Below are 15,995 nucleotides of genomic sequence, written 5' to 3'. Positions count from 1 at the left end.
ATGCTGTGCAAAAAGAATACCAAATTTCAGACAATTAATTATTTTTCAATGCATTGCGTCACAAAATAAGTTCGTGACAATATTTTGAATCACTGAGATTGAATTTAATGAAATAAAACAGCGCATCAATCTGCACCTTTGTTTCAAAACACGCATCAATTTGATTCAAGCATCTGATGCGCTAAATATTTGTGCACTTTTAGTGTAAAGCATTAATTAATCAAAGTGAGGAAAATAAAAGCAAAGAAAACAAAAAACCACCCGAAGGTGGTTTAAATCTTCCTCAATCCCGCTTTATCACAGCAGGACTTTGGCAGTATGGATTAATGACCGCCGCCATTAATGGCTTTTGTCATATCTTCCACAACTTTCTTCGCATCACCGAAGATCATCATCGTTTTATCGTTATAGAACAAGTCATTATCTAGACCTGCGTAGCCTGTAGCCATAGAACGTTTGATCACCATAATGGTACGTGCTTTATGCGCTTCAAGGATTGGCATACCGTAAATTGGAGAACTTGGATCGTCTTTTGCCGCTGGGTTCACAACGTCATTCGCACCAATCACCAGTACTACATCCGTTGCTGGGAAATCTGAGTTGATCTCGTCCATTTCAAGAATGTCTTCATATGCAACATCAGCTTCAGCTAAAAGTACGTTCATGTGGCCCGGCATACGACCTGCCACAGGGTGAATCGCAAAACGAACTTTTACACCTTGCTCTTTTAAGATTTCACACAATTCTTTCACGGCATTTTGTGCACGACCTTGCGCCATACCATAACCCGGTACGATCACCACGCTGTCCGCATTTGACATCAAGAAGCCAGCATCGTCTGCAGAACCTGAACGGTGATTACGCTGTGCTTTTTCACCATTATCCGCTGCAGCTACTGCTGTACCACCCATTGCACCACCAAACAAAACGTTGATGATTGAACGGTTCATGGCTTTACACATGATGTAAGACAGAATTGCACCCGATGAACCAACCAGTGAACCTGCAACAATCAGCATGTTATTTTCAAGCGTGAAACCAATCCCTGCTGCTGCCCAGCCTGAGAACGAGTTCAGTAGCGACACCACCACTGGCATATCACCACCGCCTACTGGTGCAATCCATACCCAACCAAATGCCAGTGCAAGAACAGTCATTGCCCAGAATGCGTTCATGTTGCCTGTAGTGAAGAAGTAGATACCACACGCCAACATCGCTAGGAAAATTAAAGCTTGAACTGGTTTTACCCATCCACCTGAAATGGTTTTTGCCCATTTCTTCGCAGCCAATTTACCGTAAGCAAATACCGATGCTGTGAAGGTAATCGCACCAACGAAACAACCTACAAACAATTCAAATAAATGAACTTTGCTCATGTGGGCATGTTCTACACCCGCAGCTGTTAATACCGCTTCATTCTCCGCGAATGCCGCAGTCAATAGGTTGTTGTGTAGAATCGCAGCGATCGCAATCAGTACCGCAGCCAAACCGACCAATGAGTGCATCAGTGCCACAGTTTCAGGCATTTGCGTCATCGGAACTGTTTTTGCACGTGCAATACCAACGACCGCACCCAACACCATTGCACCCACAATCATCCAAATCACTGGATGATCTGCGACAAAGAATGTAGTAATTACAGCAATTGCCATTGCGATCATGCCATAACGGTTACCTTGAATCGCAGTTTTTGGACCAGACAAACCACGCAACGTTAAGATAAAAAGAACGGCACCAATCAGGTAGAACCAATCCGCATATTCTTTAATGAATTCCATGGATTAACCCTCTTTTTTCTTTTGCTTAGGTTTGAACATTTCAAGCATACGTGCAGTCACCGCAAAGCCACCAAAAATGTTGATACTTGCAAGGAAAACGGCAATCGCACCTAAAATACTCACCACGTTAATGCTTTGGAACTGTACGCTTGCATCCACAATACCTGGGATACCAACGGTTTGAATCATCGCACCAACGATAATGATCGATGACAAAGCATTGGTTACAGCCATTAATGGTGTATGTAGTGCAGGTGTTACCCCCCAAACCACGTAGTAACCAACAAAGATTGCCAAGACAAAAATAGTAATCGTTTCAACCATGATGATTCTCCTTAACCACGTTTCAGCAGCACTTGGCCGCCATGAGTGACAAGTAGTGCTTTTTGAATTTCTTCTTCAGGGTTAATTGCGAAGTTCTTTTCGCTATCAAACAGGGTTTCAATGAAATTCAAAACGTTACGTGCATACAGTGCCGACGCTTCAGTCGAAACTGTTGAAGGAATATTTGGAATACCGAGAATTTTCACGCCATTGGCAGTCACAACATTTTCGCCGCAAACAGAACCTTCAACGTTACCGCCAGTTTCAACCGCCATATCTAAAATGATTGAGCCCGGTTTCATTTTGGCAACGGTTTCTGCTTTGATTAAACGTGGTGCATCACGACCCGGCAATAATGCAGTCGTAATCACGATGTCAGCATTCGATACGGCTTTATCAACAATAATCGCTTGGTCGCGAATGTAGTCTTCACCCGGCATCCAGCCATAACCATTTTTCGCAGCATCAGCTGCTTTTTGTTGCTCTTCTGGTGACATTGGTACGTCTAACCATTTACCACCCAAAGATTCAACTTGGTCACGTGCTGTAGGACGTAAGTCAGTTGCTTCAACTACGGCACCTAAACGTTTTGCTGTTGCAATAGCTTGTAAGCCTGCAACACCTACGCCCATGATCACAACACGTGCAGGTTTCACTGTACCTGCTGCTGTCATCAACATTGGGAACATACGTTGATATTCTGCCGCAGCCAAAAGCACAGATTTATAACCTGAAAGGTTGGCTTGAGATGAAAGTACGTCCATGTTTTGCGCACGAGATAAGGTCCGTGGCAAAAGTTCCAATGCAAATGCAGACACGTTTTGTGACGCAAATTGGTCAAGTTCGGTGTTGCGGTAAGGGTCAAACATCCCCACAACGGTGGTACCCGCTGTGAGTTTTTGAATTTCGTCACCTTTAGGCGCACGAACTTTCAAAATCATTTGACTACCGGTATAGGCATCATCCGTAATTTTGGCACCAACTTGTTCATAGGCACTATCGATGTAAGCAGCGTTTACCCCTGCTCCACGTTCAACAACGACGCTATGACCAGCGCTGATCAACTTCTTTACTGTTTCAGGCGTCGCAGCGACGCGATTTTCACCGACAACAGTTTCGGCTGGAATTCCGATCTGCATGAGCGTTCCTCAAGCTAATTTTTCTTAAGTAAACATCGCAATCCGCGATGTCTCCCCTCAGGATGTGTTTTTGTACAATTTTTGGATTCTAATTGAACTTTTTTAAAATACTACCCAATATTTATTTAATAAATACCCATATTTTGAACTCATGATTCATGAAAAGAATAGTACGATATTTCATTTATTCAGTTTTATTTGTCGATTTATTACTCATTTTTATCCTATTTATAACTTTTTAATATTACTTAAGACCAAAAACATAAATAATTTCGCTAGTTTTAGTGCAGATTGTTTCACTGCGTTGATCATTGTGACATTTTCATTCAACACAGAATGACCTGAACGTGTCGTGAAAAATCGACTTAAGTCAGGTAAAGCCACTCTTTCATGCAGACTGCATCAGCTCGTTGACTCATTTGACAGTTTTGACGTGCTGACCTGCATTGAAAACTGACTTTTTTCTGCCACAGTCTCGTCAAATCGGTCAGCTTGAATATCCGATGGATTTTTGCGCACATTTCGGGTTTATTGAGATCTTGCTCTCCCCACCTGATGCTTCGCCTTAACTTAGAATTGCCTTTCTTAGCTAAAAAAATAATTTTTTGAATATTTAGCATCATGATATCGCTACTGACTTTCTATCCCAAAAAAACACTATTGCACCATTTATGTGCAATTTTCACCTTAAATGTTTCAGCCTGATATATTTGACCTGCCGAGTCATGTTGAGATTAAAAAATTCAAAACCAAATTGGTCATTTCTTCCACTGTTTTTCATGTTTGATCTAGCAATCCCTTATGCATAAAGGAATAAGTCCTATTCTTTTTTTGCATTTTTACTCACACGATGCATTTTTTATAATCAAAATGACAGTTCAAACTTGTCGGAACAATGCTGTCGAATTCGTTCAGTCGTCATGAGGCACACCTTAACTTATGTCAAGAAACCTTAGTCCGCACTTCATCGGTGCAATTTTTGCGCTGATTGCTGCCTTCTTGTTTAGTACCAAAGCAATTTTTATTAAGCAAGCCTATGCACTTTCTCCTCTTGTCGATGCCACTGTCCTCATGGCCTTACGCATGATGAGTGCATTGCCGTTTTTCTTGGTCATTACATGGCTGAGTCGACGTTCTTATCAAACGATTCAACGAAAAGATTGGGTGCTCTTGCTCATTTCAGGATTAATCGGCTATTACTTTTCGAGCTGGCTCGACTTCCGTGGCTTGATGTATATCAGTGCTTCGCTTGAACGAATTATACTTTTCCTATATCCCACATTAACCGTGCTGGCTTCCGCTGTTTTATTCAAAAAGCCACTAAGTTTTAAAACAATTCTTGCCCTGATTTTAAGTTATGGCGGGACAGTTTTAGTGATGCTACAAGAACAAAATGCCACACCACATGATCAGTACTTTTGGCTCGGATGTAGTTTGGTTTTTGCCAGTGCCGTGCTATTTGCAATTTACTTATTACTCACGCCAGGCCTCATGCAAAAGTTTGGTTCTTTACACTTTACCGGTCTAGCCCTGAGCATTGCCTGCGTTGGGACGATTATTCATTTTCTATTTGCAACACCACAGCCTATCGCCTTGCTCCAACAACTCCCGAGTCAAGTCTGGCTGTATGGTTTAGCGCTCGGACTATTGGTTACTGTGCTTCCAACCATTTTGATGATGCAAAGTATCGTCCGACTTGGGGCTGCACAATCGGCTATGATTGCCTCTATCGGGCCCATTTTAACGATTTTACTGGCTGTCGCGTTGTTGAATGAACATTTAAACCTATGGCAATGGGTCGGTTGCGGTCTGAATATGCTGGGTGTCTTGATGATCAGTCTCAGTAAGAAATCCTAAACCCCTACTTGTATACTATTCACAGAGAAACACTTTAAGACCTGTTTGATTTTCCTTATAGTGACCACAACTGCGTGGCAGCAAATTCTTTGTATACGCTTCCGCCCAATATCTGGACAATTTATGAAAGCCTCGATCGACATTAGCCATGATAAAACCCTGTTGTGGCTTATGGCTGCTGCATGTGGTTTATGTGCGGGTGCCAATTATTATTGCCAACCTTTAGTCGCTTCTATCCAACAGAGCTTTCAGATTCCACAATCAGAAGTGGCGTTAACCGTCACCTTTGCGCAAATTTCTTATGCTTTGGGTCTACTGTTTATTGTGCCGATTGGCGATATTGTGAATAAAGCCAAATTTATTCCTCTGCTCATGCTTGGAGCGACTGTGGGTTTAGCCCTCTGTGCTTTTTCAACCAATCTATACATGCTTTGGGCAGGAACCATTATCACCGGGCTATTTTCAGTGGCTGCTCAGGTCCTCATCCCTTTGGTCACGGTTGCAATACGACCTGAAAAAATTGGGGCAGTTGTTGGCTTTTTAATGAGTGGGTTATTGGTCGGTATTCTGTTATCGACCAGTCTCTCTGGCTTATTGTCCTATCTGCTTCATTGGAAATCGATTTACATCCTCAGTGCGCTCTTGATGTTGGTATTAGCACTCTTACTCAAAAAACGTCTGCCCGTGGTCAGCATCACACGGATGCCTTACAGCCAAGTTTTCCAATCCATGGGCGCATTACTCAAACATGAGCCACGGTTAATTTTCCGATCTCTGATTGGGGGCTGTGTCTTTGCCGCGATGAGTATGCTGTTTTCCACCATTGCCATGTTACTGACTGAGCCACCTTTTCAATTAGCCGATGTTTGGGTTGGTGTTGTGACTTTAGTTGGTGTGTTTGGTGCGCTATCGACACAGTGGATTGGGCGTTGGGCAGATTTGGGCTTTAATCGAAAATTAACTTGGCTCGGTTGCAGCATCTTAGCCCTCAGTTGGGGACTGCTGTACTTGGGTGGATCATCTCTTACTTTTTATATTTTGGGCTATGGTTTAATCAATCTAGGTTTGGCAATGGTGCATAGCTGTAATCAAAATATTATTTTCCAACTCAACCCGATTGCACGCTCTCGAATCAATTCAATTTACATGACTTTTTATTTTGTCGGTGGTGCATGTGGTTCAGCTTTGGGCGTATTTGCATGGCATCATGGCGGCTGGACCACCACCTGCATGACAGGGATTGCTTTAGTCATTGCTGCTGGATTTTTTGTATTGATCGATCAACTCTATACTGCGCGGCAACTAAAATATCCACAATGAGAAGTATTCATCACCGCAATAAAGCCACATTACTGTGGCTTTAGTTTTTTTAAAATTAACTAACCTGCACTACGGGATAAAAGGGTTTGCCTAAATCCAAGGTTTCTGCATTTTCCAAAAGAACCACTATAAATACCGGTAAAAGTGCCGACAGTATTGTGCAGCCGTCTTGAAGCTGTTTCCGATTGACTGAACTTTTATAGGTCGCGCCGCCATGAACCATTTGATTGCGTAGCGTATACATGCGATTGAACAGCACCATTAAAATATCAACGGAATCTTTTTCTTTAAGCGCGTGCAGTACTTTTTGTTTTTCATGCGCCAAGCCCTCTTTGCATGCGTCATGGCTAATTTTTTGATTTTGATAATCCCAAAAACCTTGATAAACATAGGGATTATCTAAAAATAACCGTATCGGCTGGCTAAAACGCTCCCATAAAATATTATAGATTTTATGCTCTGCATCCTTTTGGCAAATCACATATAAAAACTGTCTTAAGCTTTGCTTGTCCTGCGCAATCTGTAAGTCTTGCGCATATATTGCGTTGAAGGACACCCACAAACTGATAAATTGCAAATCGAGATCATCTTGAAGATCAATCGACTTTTTCAGCCAACTTAAACCTCGATGAATGCGTAAATTAAATTGGTCGGTATGTTCCGACTTTTTACTTTTGAATATTTCTTCAAGTAGCATCATGCCTGCTAAATTCCAATGGATAATTCGTTTATTTTTCTACCATTTGAACTTAGCGCAATTGTTTACCAGCATGCAATCAAAATATCTCTGTATTCAACTATTTGGTTTCATCTTGTGTGAGATAGGTATAACGTTCTAACAGATCATTTTCATCAAAAATCAATTCATAAGACATTTTCTTTCCATTAAAAACGGATTCGGCAGGTGTTCCTAAAAGTTCCCATAACCCCACGGTCGCCACATCTGCAGCACCATGCCAAAACGCACGTCCGACTTTACCGGCAGTCGAATAACCTTGGGTAAAAGTATAAATTTCATAGCGTTTGCCATTTTTATATTCAGAGGTGATCGGTGCGCCAAATTCAGCAATCACCAAGTTACGAGATAGCCCTTGTTGAATCATTTCAATATTTTTCTTGTTTGGCTGCTTGCTTGCCATGACAACTGAACAGCCTGTTGTGCCTGACAATGTGAAAACCAACGCTATTCCTAAGCAGGTTTTTTTCATCATGTGGTATTCCCCAAATTCTTCACATTTCTATTTTTAATTTTTGATTTTCATCTGCTGTTGATCTTAATTGTTTCTTTCATCTTTTTCATTTTTTTATACGACTATTCGTCTGATTTTTAGAATGATTAGCGCTTGAAAGAATCACCTTTATGAAGGTTTTAGACTGAATAATGCTTTAAGTTAATTATTGTTCTGTTGGTGACGAATTCGGTGGAACAAACCAGTTTTTCCAAGAGCTACTGTGGCGAGTTTCAATTGCAACGGTAGGGATGAGCTCTTGCTTCAGCATTTTTTCTTGACCGACGGCTTTCGCCAACCGCGCTTTGACCGAGTGTATACACTCACGGTCTTCAAACTCACAGCGGTCAAGGCTTGAGCCACCACAGGGTCCATTGGCTAATCCTTTTGGGCAGGTTTCAGGACAAATATATAAGGTTTCACCTAAACGACATTGTCCGCAACTTTCACAGCCCACGATGCCATGTTTACTGATAAATTCTGTTTTCAGCAAGGCCGCATCGGCTTTCGGTTTTTGCCATAATTTGGCCGAAAAAATATTAGATCCCGCCCCTTTGGCCAGTTTTGAACTAAAAAATAACTCATGCATGATATGCATACTTTTATATTTCAAAACTTGTTCAACTGGAGCCTTATGATTATTTGCGCCCGTTGGTTGGAAGTTCACCTCAACACTAGAGCGCCAAAGCATTTTCCATTTTGCTAAACACTGTTCAAACGTTAATGTGGCAAATTGCAAAATTGCTTTTTGCAACTTCTCTTGTTCTTCCGCTTTATGACAGGCCGATAAATGAACCCCTGCATAGCCCAAATGCTGACACATTAATATTTGTAAAGCGCAGCGGGCATAGACATTTTGTTCAGCTTGTATGGCGTCAGTTTGCTGTTCTTGTTGCAAAAAATTTAATACATCTGCTGAAAGCACGATGCCTGCGACTTTTTGCTTGGCCATAAAGCGGGCACGGGTAAAGGTCAGCGGCATGACACAAGCCAATACAGGTACATGTGGATAGTATTGCTGCATATAGTGTTGGTAACTGCTCAACACATCCATGTCAAAGCCCAACTGTGTAATCACATAGTCTGCGCCAGCTTGAATTTTTTTATCCAGTTTAAAAAACTGCGCATCCTTTTCTGCTTCTGCATATTTAAAAGGATTAAATGCTACCCCTAAATAAAACCCGCCATAGTCTTTGGCTGCCATGACTTGATTGACCGACTCTAAATAACGGCTCCGTAGAGTCGGATCATTTGCCCCATCCTGATGCTGCTTGAGTTTATCACCACTGAGCAAAAGTAAATTCTCTACCCCGTGCTGCTGAGCATCTTTCAGAAAAGTTTGAAAATCTGAGATATCTCGACCTTTCCCCGAATAATGCAGAATTTTTTCAATGCTTTGAGGGTAGTCTTGCATTGCTTCTAAAGGAGCAATATCCGTGTCACTTTGTACTCGGTCAGCCAATGTCATGCACACAGGAAAGCCTGCAAATGTCGTTGGGACCAGATGCGTTTTTTGCGTCGTTAGATATTCAAACGAGATACAAAACTGGCGTTGCAATAGATATTGGGAAAATAAAGACATAAAGGCAGGCAGTTAAATCTGCTGAGAAACCATACAATAAAGTTTATAAAATTATAGATTAATCACATAAAAATTTAAATTACTTAAGCCACACTTCCGACTTTTTCTAGCCTGACCTTGAATATGTCACGCTAGCAAGACCATGCCCCAAACCACAATTTATGCTAATATTGCGCGCGTCTTGAAATGCGGTTTTTTTCATCGTATTTCAGACAGCTTTTGGTATTTCTTCACCATTTTCCATTTCGTTCTTCCATCTTGTTCTTTTAAGGCGTGTTTTTTTAATGACTGATCTCCAACCCATTGAAAATAAACTTCAACCACGAATCAGTGTTGCGCCGATGATGGATTGGACGACTCGTGACTATCGTTTCTTTGCACGCTTATTTAACCCTAATGTGATTCTCTACACCGAGATGGTCACCACAGGTGCGATTTTATTTGGCGGTGCGAATCGTCATTTGGACTATAACAACGAAGAACACCCGATTGTGTTACAGCTAGGCGGTTCAAATCCTAAAGATTTAGCGACCTGTACCAAGATGGCACAGGACTGGGGCTATGATGAAGTAAACCTCAATGTCGGCTGTCCGAGTGACCGCGTTCAGAACAATAATATTGGCGCATGCTTGATGGCAGAGCCTGATTTGGTTGCAGAATGTATTACTGAAATGCGAAATGCTGTTGATATTCCAGTGACCGTGAAACACCGCATCGGGATTGATGACATGCAGTCTTATGAAGAAATGCTGCATTTTGTTGATACGGTTGCAAAGACTGGCTGTAACAATTTTATCGTGCATGCTCGTATTGCCCTGCTGCAAGGTTTGTCGCCAAAAGAAAACCGTGATGTGCCACCTTTACGTTATGAAGATGTTTATCGTCTGAAACAAGAACGTCCAAATTTATTGATCGAAATTAATGGCGGGGTGAAAACCTTTGCTGAAACACAGCAACATTTACAACATGTTGATGGCGTGATGATTGGTCGTGAGGCTTATCACAACCCCTACTTATTGGCTGAGATCGGTCAGCTTTGGGATCTCGAATTACCTAACCGTTTCGATATTATCGATCAGATGCTGCCATATATTGCGAAACGCATGGAAGAAGGTGCGCCACTTTCTATCATTACCCGTCATATTTTAGGTTTATTCCAAAACCTACCGGGTGCTCGAAAATGGCGTCAGGCTTTAAGTGGTGGCAATGCCAAAACCTTTGCCGATGTGGAAAATGCCATCCAAAATATTAAAGATGCAATGCAACGTACAGAAGACTATTTACGTGATCATCCTAAAGTCGTTTTAGAAGATTAATCTTCTAAAAGTAAAAGCCCACTACTTTGCGGGCTTTTTTATTTGTCAAGCTTCACAAATTACGTGTTTAGCAACATCGTCACAACTCAGCTAAATCATCTAAACAGTCACATCATTGCTCAATGACTATTGACCGTAATGTTCCCTTTGGGAAAAGGTTCATCATCATAGCCAGTCCATTGATAATCGGATGGATCTTCTTCCTCACGCAAACCCACATAGCTCTCAGGCGCCGATGTAACAGGCTCAACCTCCTCGGTTGGCTGTTCCAATTCCTCAACCAAATGATTCAACTCTTGATCTAACTGCGCCTGATATTTTGCGATTTCAGCTTCGTCAATGAAGGCAAATTGTTCTTCATCTATTTTCCATGCATAACCTTGCAAATCTTTGTAAATATCGACCAAAACAGTATAAGGCTGACCATCGTATTGCAACGTCGCCTGAGCCTTAAAACTTAATCCCTTACGTTCTAATACTTTTATATTTTGAATCCGTAAATGGTACTGCCGATAATCTGGATTCTGATCAAACTCGTGCTGCATCTGCTGCTCAATCTGCCGAGATAATTCATCTGTCGAGACAAAATAACTACAACCAGCCAAACTTAACAGTAAAAAAATGGTGAGCCATCGAAACATATTGCATCCCCCATGATGCATTTATTCTTGATGAAAAAGTCAGACCGATCACAAATTCCGATCCAAACATTCCTCATTGTTTGCTTCATAATAGCTAATAAAACACACAGTACAAGCCAAATTATCAAGATTTCTCAATTTTATATTTAATTTTGATATCAATCACTTAAATTGCATTTTTGATGTTTTAAAACACTGACAGCCTTGGTCTTTTGCTGACATATTTTTGTTGAAAATGACCATTTTGGTAGTGGTTTCCTAGCCTTCAAATTTTCAACATGAAACTGAACCCATCGTAATTTATCCAATATAGAGCCTTAAACAAAACATCATAAAAGCGCCATAAAAAATCCCCGAACATTGCGGGGATTTTGAGGAATCAACTGAAATTATTCATCGTCCGTTTCAGGCTCATGATTTAGCGCATCATGTATGGCTTCCACCAATTGCTGTGCAATTTCTTGTTTTGACGCTTTCTCTAAATCACGCTTTTCCATTTGATATTGATCTGCGAAGAACACGGTCATGGCGTTTTCATCAGAAGCAAAACCAATATCTTTACGTGAGACATCATTGCAAGCGATCATATCGAGTTTTTTCGCCACAAGTTTGCCTGCGGCATACTCCTCGACATTGCGTGTCTCGGCAGCAAATCCAACCATAAATGGACGTTTTGACTGCTGCGCAATTGTTGCAACGATATCTGGGTTTTTAATTAATGCTACATTGAGTTCATCACCAGCTTTTTTGATTTTATGCTCTGCAACTTCTGCCACGCGATAATCGGCAACAGCTGCTGTTGCGATAAAAATATCACAGCCTTCATCTAACATTTGCAGACTGGTCTCTAACATTTTAATTGCAGACTGCACATTAATCCGTCGTACACCATTTGGTGTATCTAAACTTACGGGTCCTGCGATCAGCGTTACTTTAGCCCCAGCCGCATAACAAGCCGCTGCCAGTGCGAACCCCATTTTACCTGTGCTATGGTTGGAAATATAACGTACAGGATCTATCGACTCACGTGTAGGACCAGCTGTAATCGCCACATGTTTGCCGGCAAGCATGCCAAATTTTTCAGCAATGGCTCGCTGTGCTTGATGAAAATAGGCCGCCACTTGATCTGCCAAATCTTCTGGCTCAGGCATGCGTCCTAAGCCCACATCTCCACATGCTTGAGAACCGGCATCGGGCATTATCACATGTACGCCATCTTCAACCAGTGTATTTAAATTACGCTGTGTCGCTTTGGCTGCCCACATTTGCTGATTCATTGCTGGGGCAACCCAGACCGGCGCTTTTGTCGCAAGATAAAGTGTCGAAAGAAGATCATCTGCTAAACCCGCCGCAAATTTTGCCAGCATGTCGCAACTTGCAGGAGCAACCAATACCAAATCAGCCCAACGTGCCAATTCAATATGTCCCATGCCCGCTTCTGCTTCGGGATTGAGTAATTCGGTATGCACAGGGTTACCTGAAAGCGCCTGAAACGTTAGCGGGGTCACAAAGGCTTGCGCACCTTGAGTCATCACCACGCGCACATCAAATCCGGCATCTTTTAATCGACGGACAAGAATGGCACTTTTATAGGCTGCGATACCACCAGTGACACCTAAAAGAATATTTTTTGTGGGCATTACACTTAAATCAAAGCTCACGAACAGGCTACCTATCTGTTGCAGTGGCGCTCACAATAGCATTAAATATGCACTGACCCAACAATCTGCTGTGAAAAAGCCGATTGACTGATAATAAAAAAGTCTAAGAATAATGAATAATTCAATTAAAAATTGGCCTGAACAAGAGCGCCCACGTGAGCGCCTGATTCAACAAGGCGCACAAAGTTTATCCGATGCTGAGCTACTGGCTATTTTCCTACGCTCTGGTTCCCAGCAGCACTCTGCTGTCGAACTCGCACGACTCCTGATCCAACATTTTGGTCAGTTGCAAGCGCTAATGAATGCGTCATTTGAGGATTTGCGCCAGTTTCATGGCATTGGAAACAGTAAATATGCTCAGCTCATGGCGGTAAAAGAACTCGGAAAACGCTATGTGAGTCAGCATTTTCAAAATGAAGCCTTGCACTTGCAACACTCTGAACAATTACAAAATTTTCTTCGCTTTGAATTTTTATCGGAACGTCAAGAAGTCTTTGGCGTGCTTTGTCTAGATGCGCATTTAAGAAAAATAAACTTTAAAAAACTTTTTTATGGCAGCCTCAATACCTGTGAAATTTCCATCAATCAACTGCTGCGTTATGCCATTTCTGAACACGCCAGCAGTATCGTCATTGCACATAATCATCCTTTCGGTCGTGCAGAACCCTCTGCTGCCGATCTGGAATTGACTCGACTCATTCAGCAGGCTTGTCAGCTGGTAGAAATTCGACTGATCGATCATTGCATTATCTCCACAGAAGGGAGTTTTTCCTTTGCTGAACATGGCTTGCTCCAAGCACACTTATCTGCATGAAACAGTTATTGACAAGTGCTTGAGCAAACCCGAAGATCATCATAATTTTTTAAAACTAGAAATTATCATTCGAACATGATCGTCCGTGACCAACCGAGTATTTTTAAACTGCTATTTTCTTGGCGAGGAACGATTTTACCTAAGGTTTTACCACCGCTCGGGATCGTTATGTTGCTGTCTGCCATTGTGGGCGGCTTATCCTATGTCGATATCTTCCATTTTACCGAATTTCCTTTGGTCGGCTTTACCCTAATTGGTGTCGTGCTGTCGATTTTTTTAGGCTTTAAAAATTCAGCTTGCTATGACCGTTGGTGGGAAGCTCGGCGTTTATGGGGCATTTTGATTGCCAACGCGCGACATTTTGACCGTGACTGCCGTTTACTCAGTCAAGGTCGTCGTGAACGTGTGATCCAACATGTGATTGTGTTTGCCAATGTTTTGCGTGACCGACTCCGCCATCAAACCGCCAACCCCACTGAACTAGTTGAAACCAGCGGCATGAGCGCGAATGCCATCACTCAGTTATACCAACAAGCCAATGCACCGCAGTACACGTTGAGTTTGATTCAATGGGAGCTAATGCAGGCGCTTAAAGATGGTGAAATTTCAGATATTATTTATACCCAGATGAATCAGCATGTGATGGAACTCAGTACCGTACAAACAGGCTGTGACCGGATTGCCACCACGCCATTACCGTTTGCTTATTCGGTCTTGCTGAATCGAACCGTTTATTTTTTCTGTTTTGTCTTACCCTTTAGCTTGGGTTCTACTTTAGGTCTAGCGACTCCCCTTTTAGTGGGGATTTTGGCCTATACCTTTTTAGGCTTAGATGCGCTGAGTTCAGAGATTGAAGAGCCCTTTGGTACACAAAGTAATGACCTTCCATTGGACTCGATGGTGCGTACTATTGAAATTGAACTTCTTGGAACTTTAGGAAAACCCACCCCACCACCGATTCAAGCCAAAGATCATAATTTACTGTAATTGATCAATGAGTCTAAACCCTCGCTTACATAGCTTTGTCGTACACTTTTTTGTACATCGAAGATATGTAAGCAATTGATGTTACGCAGCAAGATCAGAAGCGTAATTTGATTTAAATAAAAGAACGATACGCGGCAAGGTCATCCGCAAGTGTTTGAGTCAGGACGACTTCTAATCAAAAATGTTTTTGCAATACTGTGAATAATTTAACGGTAATGATCGAGTTTTGCGGTGAGGAGCACTGCTCTGCAAGATGGTTTCCTTACGAAGCACGCTTCTCACTTTATCGAACGAGAAACAATGTGTCGTAAGCGTACCTCCAGCCGAAGGCTAATCCCTATATTCAATCTCTAGATGCAAGACTCCGTCGAATCGACTCAAAATGATTTTTAAAAATTCAAAATTACTTTTATGTGCATAACATCTCTAAGTAAGGAAAATCTTAGAGAACGACTTTAAGCAAAGCTCTCCCAGATTCCAACTTGCCCTTCTTTCACTCGAGGGATGTTGCCGAGTTTAATCCATGGCATATTGTCACCATGAAAATCACTCCCAACAGAAACTTTTAAGTTAAAGGCAGCAATCATACGATCCACCATTTGACGAGTCGATAATGGCTCAATTGCCGGTGGTAATTCCACTGCATCACCGCCCGCTTCAGCAAAGATTTCAATCAAATAACGAATATTGGTCGCAGATAAATCATAACGCGTTGGATGCGCCAACACTGCAAAGCCACCACTGGCATGAATCACCTCAATGGTCTCAACAAGACTTGGACCTTCAAATTTTACAAAAGCTTTTTTGCCTTCTTTAATATATTTATCAAAAGCTTGTTGTGGACGCGCAACCACACCCTTTTCCACCAAAGTTTTGGCAATATGGGTACGTGTTACCCGATCTGGAATATGGTCGACTTTGGCAACCACATCGCTATAAATATCTTGACCAATTAACGGTATCAGTAAGTCACAAATCTGCCGAGCACGTTCCGCTCGAATACGCTTTTGATCCATCAATAAGGCTTGTATGGGCGCTGGATTTTGCATATTTAAAGCGACGATATGCACACCATAACTTTTTTTGGTCGCAGGTCTCGACCACTGGCTGGAAATCTCCACGCCAGAGATTAATTGTAGCTTTAATTCATGAGCGACTTGCTCTGCTGCCAACAATCCGTCCATCGTATCGTGATCAGTCAAAGCCAGCGTATGAATTCCAATAGCACTTGCGGCCTGCACCAAAGCCTCTGGTGACAAAGTACCATCAGAAATATTACTGTGTGTATGTAAATCTACGCCTTGCATCTCTATACTATGTCATTTATTTGATCAGATTTAGATACTC

The 15,995-nt window shown here is 42.0% G+C and carries 14 protein-coding genes; 5 read left to right on the top strand and 9 right to left on the bottom strand.

Annotation, left to right across the window (positions count from 1 at the left end):
• Window positions 1–323: 323 nt before the first annotated feature.
• The 3 genes from FTT99_RS13165 to FTT99_RS13155 are packed head-to-tail and all read right to left on the bottom strand — an operon-like array spanning window position 324 to window position 3,241.
• Window positions 324–1,778, bottom strand: a complete 1,455-nt coding sequence (locus FTT99_RS13165; protein ID WP_180085565.1) for an NAD(P)(+) transhydrogenase (Re/Si-specific) subunit beta — start codon at window positions 1,776–1,778, stop codon at window positions 324–326.
• A 3-nt stretch (window positions 1,779–1,781) separates the two neighbouring features.
• Window positions 1,782–2,102 carry a proton-translocating transhydrogenase family protein gene (locus tag FTT99_RS13160; RefSeq protein ID WP_078191287.1) on the bottom strand — a complete coding sequence of 107 codons (321 nt, stop codon included), beginning with the start codon at window positions 2,100–2,102 and terminating at the stop codon, window positions 1,782–1,784.
• 11 nt (window positions 2,103–2,113) lie between these two features.
• Window positions 2,114–3,241 carry a Re/Si-specific NAD(P)(+) transhydrogenase subunit alpha gene (locus FTT99_RS13155; RefSeq protein WP_180130889.1) on the bottom strand — a complete coding sequence of 376 codons (1,128 nt, stop codon included), beginning with the start codon at window positions 3,239–3,241 and terminating at the stop codon, window positions 2,114–2,116.
• A 939-nt stretch (window positions 3,242–4,180) separates the two neighbouring features.
• Here FTT99_RS13155 and FTT99_RS13150 point away from each other — a divergent pair.
• The gene (locus FTT99_RS13150) at window positions 4,181–5,098 is read left to right on the top strand and encodes a DMT family transporter (protein ID WP_078194194.1); all 918 of its coding nucleotides are present in this window, start codon (window positions 4,181–4,183) and stop codon (window positions 5,096–5,098) included.
• A gap of 123 nt (window positions 5,099–5,221) precedes the next feature.
• Window positions 5,222–6,418, top strand: a complete 1,197-nt coding sequence (locus FTT99_RS13145) for an MFS transporter (RefSeq protein WP_180130887.1) — start codon at window positions 5,222–5,224, stop codon at window positions 6,416–6,418.
• A gap of 55 nt (window positions 6,419–6,473) precedes the next feature.
• Here the strand turns inward: FTT99_RS13145 and FTT99_RS13140 are convergent, their stop codons facing one another.
• The 3 genes from FTT99_RS13140 to FTT99_RS13130 all read right to left on the bottom strand — a co-directional run bounded on the left by FTT99_RS13140 (window position 6,474) and on the right by FTT99_RS13130 (window position 9,229).
• The gene (locus tag FTT99_RS13140) at window positions 6,474–7,118 is read right to left on the bottom strand and encodes a HEPN domain-containing protein (RefSeq protein WP_180024572.1); all 645 of its coding nucleotides are present in this window, start codon (window positions 7,116–7,118) and stop codon (window positions 6,474–6,476) included.
• A gap of 97 nt (window positions 7,119–7,215) precedes the next feature.
• Complete coding sequence (locus FTT99_RS13135; RefSeq protein ID WP_180130939.1) at window positions 7,216–7,626, bottom strand: hypothetical protein; 411 nt, start codon at window positions 7,624–7,626, stop codon at window positions 7,216–7,218.
• Window positions 7,627–7,813: 187 nt separating this feature from the next.
• Entirely contained in the window at window positions 7,814–9,229 is a 1,416-nt protein-coding gene (locus FTT99_RS13130; protein WP_180130884.1) for a methylenetetrahydrofolate reductase C-terminal domain-containing protein, read from the bottom strand.
• A gap of 284 nt (window positions 9,230–9,513) precedes the next feature.
• Between FTT99_RS13130 and dusA the strand changes: the two genes are divergently transcribed.
• Window positions 9,514–10,545 (top strand): tRNA dihydrouridine(20/20a) synthase DusA, encoded by a 1,032-nt coding sequence (gene dusA / locus FTT99_RS13125; protein WP_180161584.1) that lies wholly within the window; start codon window positions 9,514–9,516, stop codon window positions 10,543–10,545.
• Window positions 10,546–10,664: 119 nt separating this feature from the next.
• On the opposite strand, the gene FTT99_RS13120 is transcribed toward dusA, so the two are convergent.
• Together FTT99_RS13120 and coaBC are read right to left on the bottom strand one after the other, a co-directional pair.
• The gene (locus tag FTT99_RS13120; RefSeq protein ID WP_078191306.1) at window positions 10,665–11,186 is read right to left on the bottom strand and encodes an Asp-tRNA(Asn)/Glu-tRNA(Gln) amidotransferase subunit GatC; all 522 of its coding nucleotides are present in this window, start codon (window positions 11,184–11,186) and stop codon (window positions 10,665–10,667) included.
• Window positions 11,187–11,575: 389 nt separating this feature from the next.
• Entirely contained in the window at window positions 11,576–12,847 is a 1,272-nt protein-coding gene (gene coaBC / locus FTT99_RS13115) for a bifunctional phosphopantothenoylcysteine decarboxylase/phosphopantothenate--cysteine ligase CoaBC (protein ID WP_180108107.1), read from the bottom strand.
• Between the two features lie 112 nt (window positions 12,848–12,959).
• Between coaBC and radC the strand changes: the two genes are divergently transcribed.
• Window positions 12,960–13,661 (top strand): DNA repair protein RadC, encoded by a 702-nt coding sequence (radC, locus tag FTT99_RS13110; protein WP_180161582.1) that lies wholly within the window; start codon window positions 12,960–12,962, stop codon window positions 13,659–13,661.
• A gap of 75 nt (window positions 13,662–13,736) precedes the next feature.
• Window positions 13,737–14,648 carry a bestrophin family protein gene (locus FTT99_RS13105; protein ID WP_078191309.1) on the top strand — a complete coding sequence of 304 codons (912 nt, stop codon included), beginning with the start codon at window positions 13,737–13,739 and terminating at the stop codon, window positions 14,646–14,648.
• Window positions 14,649–15,103: 455 nt separating this feature from the next.
• On the opposite strand, the gene FTT99_RS13100 is transcribed toward FTT99_RS13105, so the two are convergent.
• A complete protein-coding gene (locus FTT99_RS13100; RefSeq protein WP_180130872.1) occupies window positions 15,104–15,955 on the bottom strand; it encodes a PHP domain-containing protein in 852 nt (283 codons plus the stop codon).
• Between the last annotated feature and the right edge of the window lie 40 nt (window positions 15,956–15,995).

Origin of the sequence: Acinetobacter sp. YH12040, assembly GCF_013420005.1 — a bacterium.
Taxonomy (GTDB): Bacteria; Pseudomonadota; Gammaproteobacteria; order Pseudomonadales; family Moraxellaceae; genus Acinetobacter; species Acinetobacter amyesii.
The sequence above is the reverse complement of the archived record's forward strand: the minus strand, read 5'-3'. Positions and strand labels throughout refer to the sequence as shown.

What these genes read in the sequence shown, in the direction of transcription:
- FTT99_RS13165 (WP_180085565.1), bottom strand. Translation starts at nt 1,778, where the DNA reads ATGGAATTCATTAAAGAATATGCGGATTGGTTCTACCTGATTGGTGCC.
- FTT99_RS13135 (WP_180130939.1), bottom strand. Translation starts at nt 7,626, where the DNA reads ATGAAAAAAACCTGCTTAGGAATAGCGTTGGTTTTCACATTGTCAGGC.
- FTT99_RS13155 (WP_180130889.1), bottom strand. Translation starts at nt 3,241, where the DNA reads ATGCAGATCGGAATTCCAGCCGAAACTGTTGTCGGTGAAAATCGCGTC.
- FTT99_RS13120 (WP_078191306.1), bottom strand. Translation starts at nt 11,186, where the DNA reads ATGTTTCGATGGCTCACCATTTTTTTACTGTTAAGTTTGGCTGGTTGT.
- dusA (WP_180161584.1), top strand. Translation starts at nt 9,514, where the DNA reads ATGACTGATCTCCAACCCATTGAAAATAAACTTCAACCACGAATCAGT.
- FTT99_RS13100 (WP_180130872.1), bottom strand. Translation starts at nt 15,955, where the DNA reads ATGCAAGGCGTAGATTTACATACACACAGTAATATTTCTGATGGTACT.
- FTT99_RS13145 (WP_180130887.1), top strand. Translation starts at nt 5,222, where the DNA reads ATGAAAGCCTCGATCGACATTAGCCATGATAAAACCCTGTTGTGGCTT.
- FTT99_RS13160 (WP_078191287.1), bottom strand. Translation starts at nt 2,102, where the DNA reads ATGGTTGAAACGATTACTATTTTTGTCTTGGCAATCTTTGTTGGTTAC.
- FTT99_RS13130 (WP_180130884.1), bottom strand. Translation starts at nt 9,229, where the DNA reads ATGTCTTTATTTTCCCAATATCTATTGCAACGCCAGTTTTGTATCTCG.
- FTT99_RS13150 (WP_078194194.1), top strand. Translation starts at nt 4,181, where the DNA reads ATGTCAAGAAACCTTAGTCCGCACTTCATCGGTGCAATTTTTGCGCTG.
- FTT99_RS13140 (WP_180024572.1), bottom strand. Translation starts at nt 7,118, where the DNA reads ATGATGCTACTTGAAGAAATATTCAAAAGTAAAAAGTCGGAACATACC.
- radC (WP_180161582.1), top strand. Translation starts at nt 12,960, where the DNA reads ATGAATAATTCAATTAAAAATTGGCCTGAACAAGAGCGCCCACGTGAG.
- FTT99_RS13105 (WP_078191309.1), top strand. Translation starts at nt 13,737, where the DNA reads ATGATCGTCCGTGACCAACCGAGTATTTTTAAACTGCTATTTTCTTGG.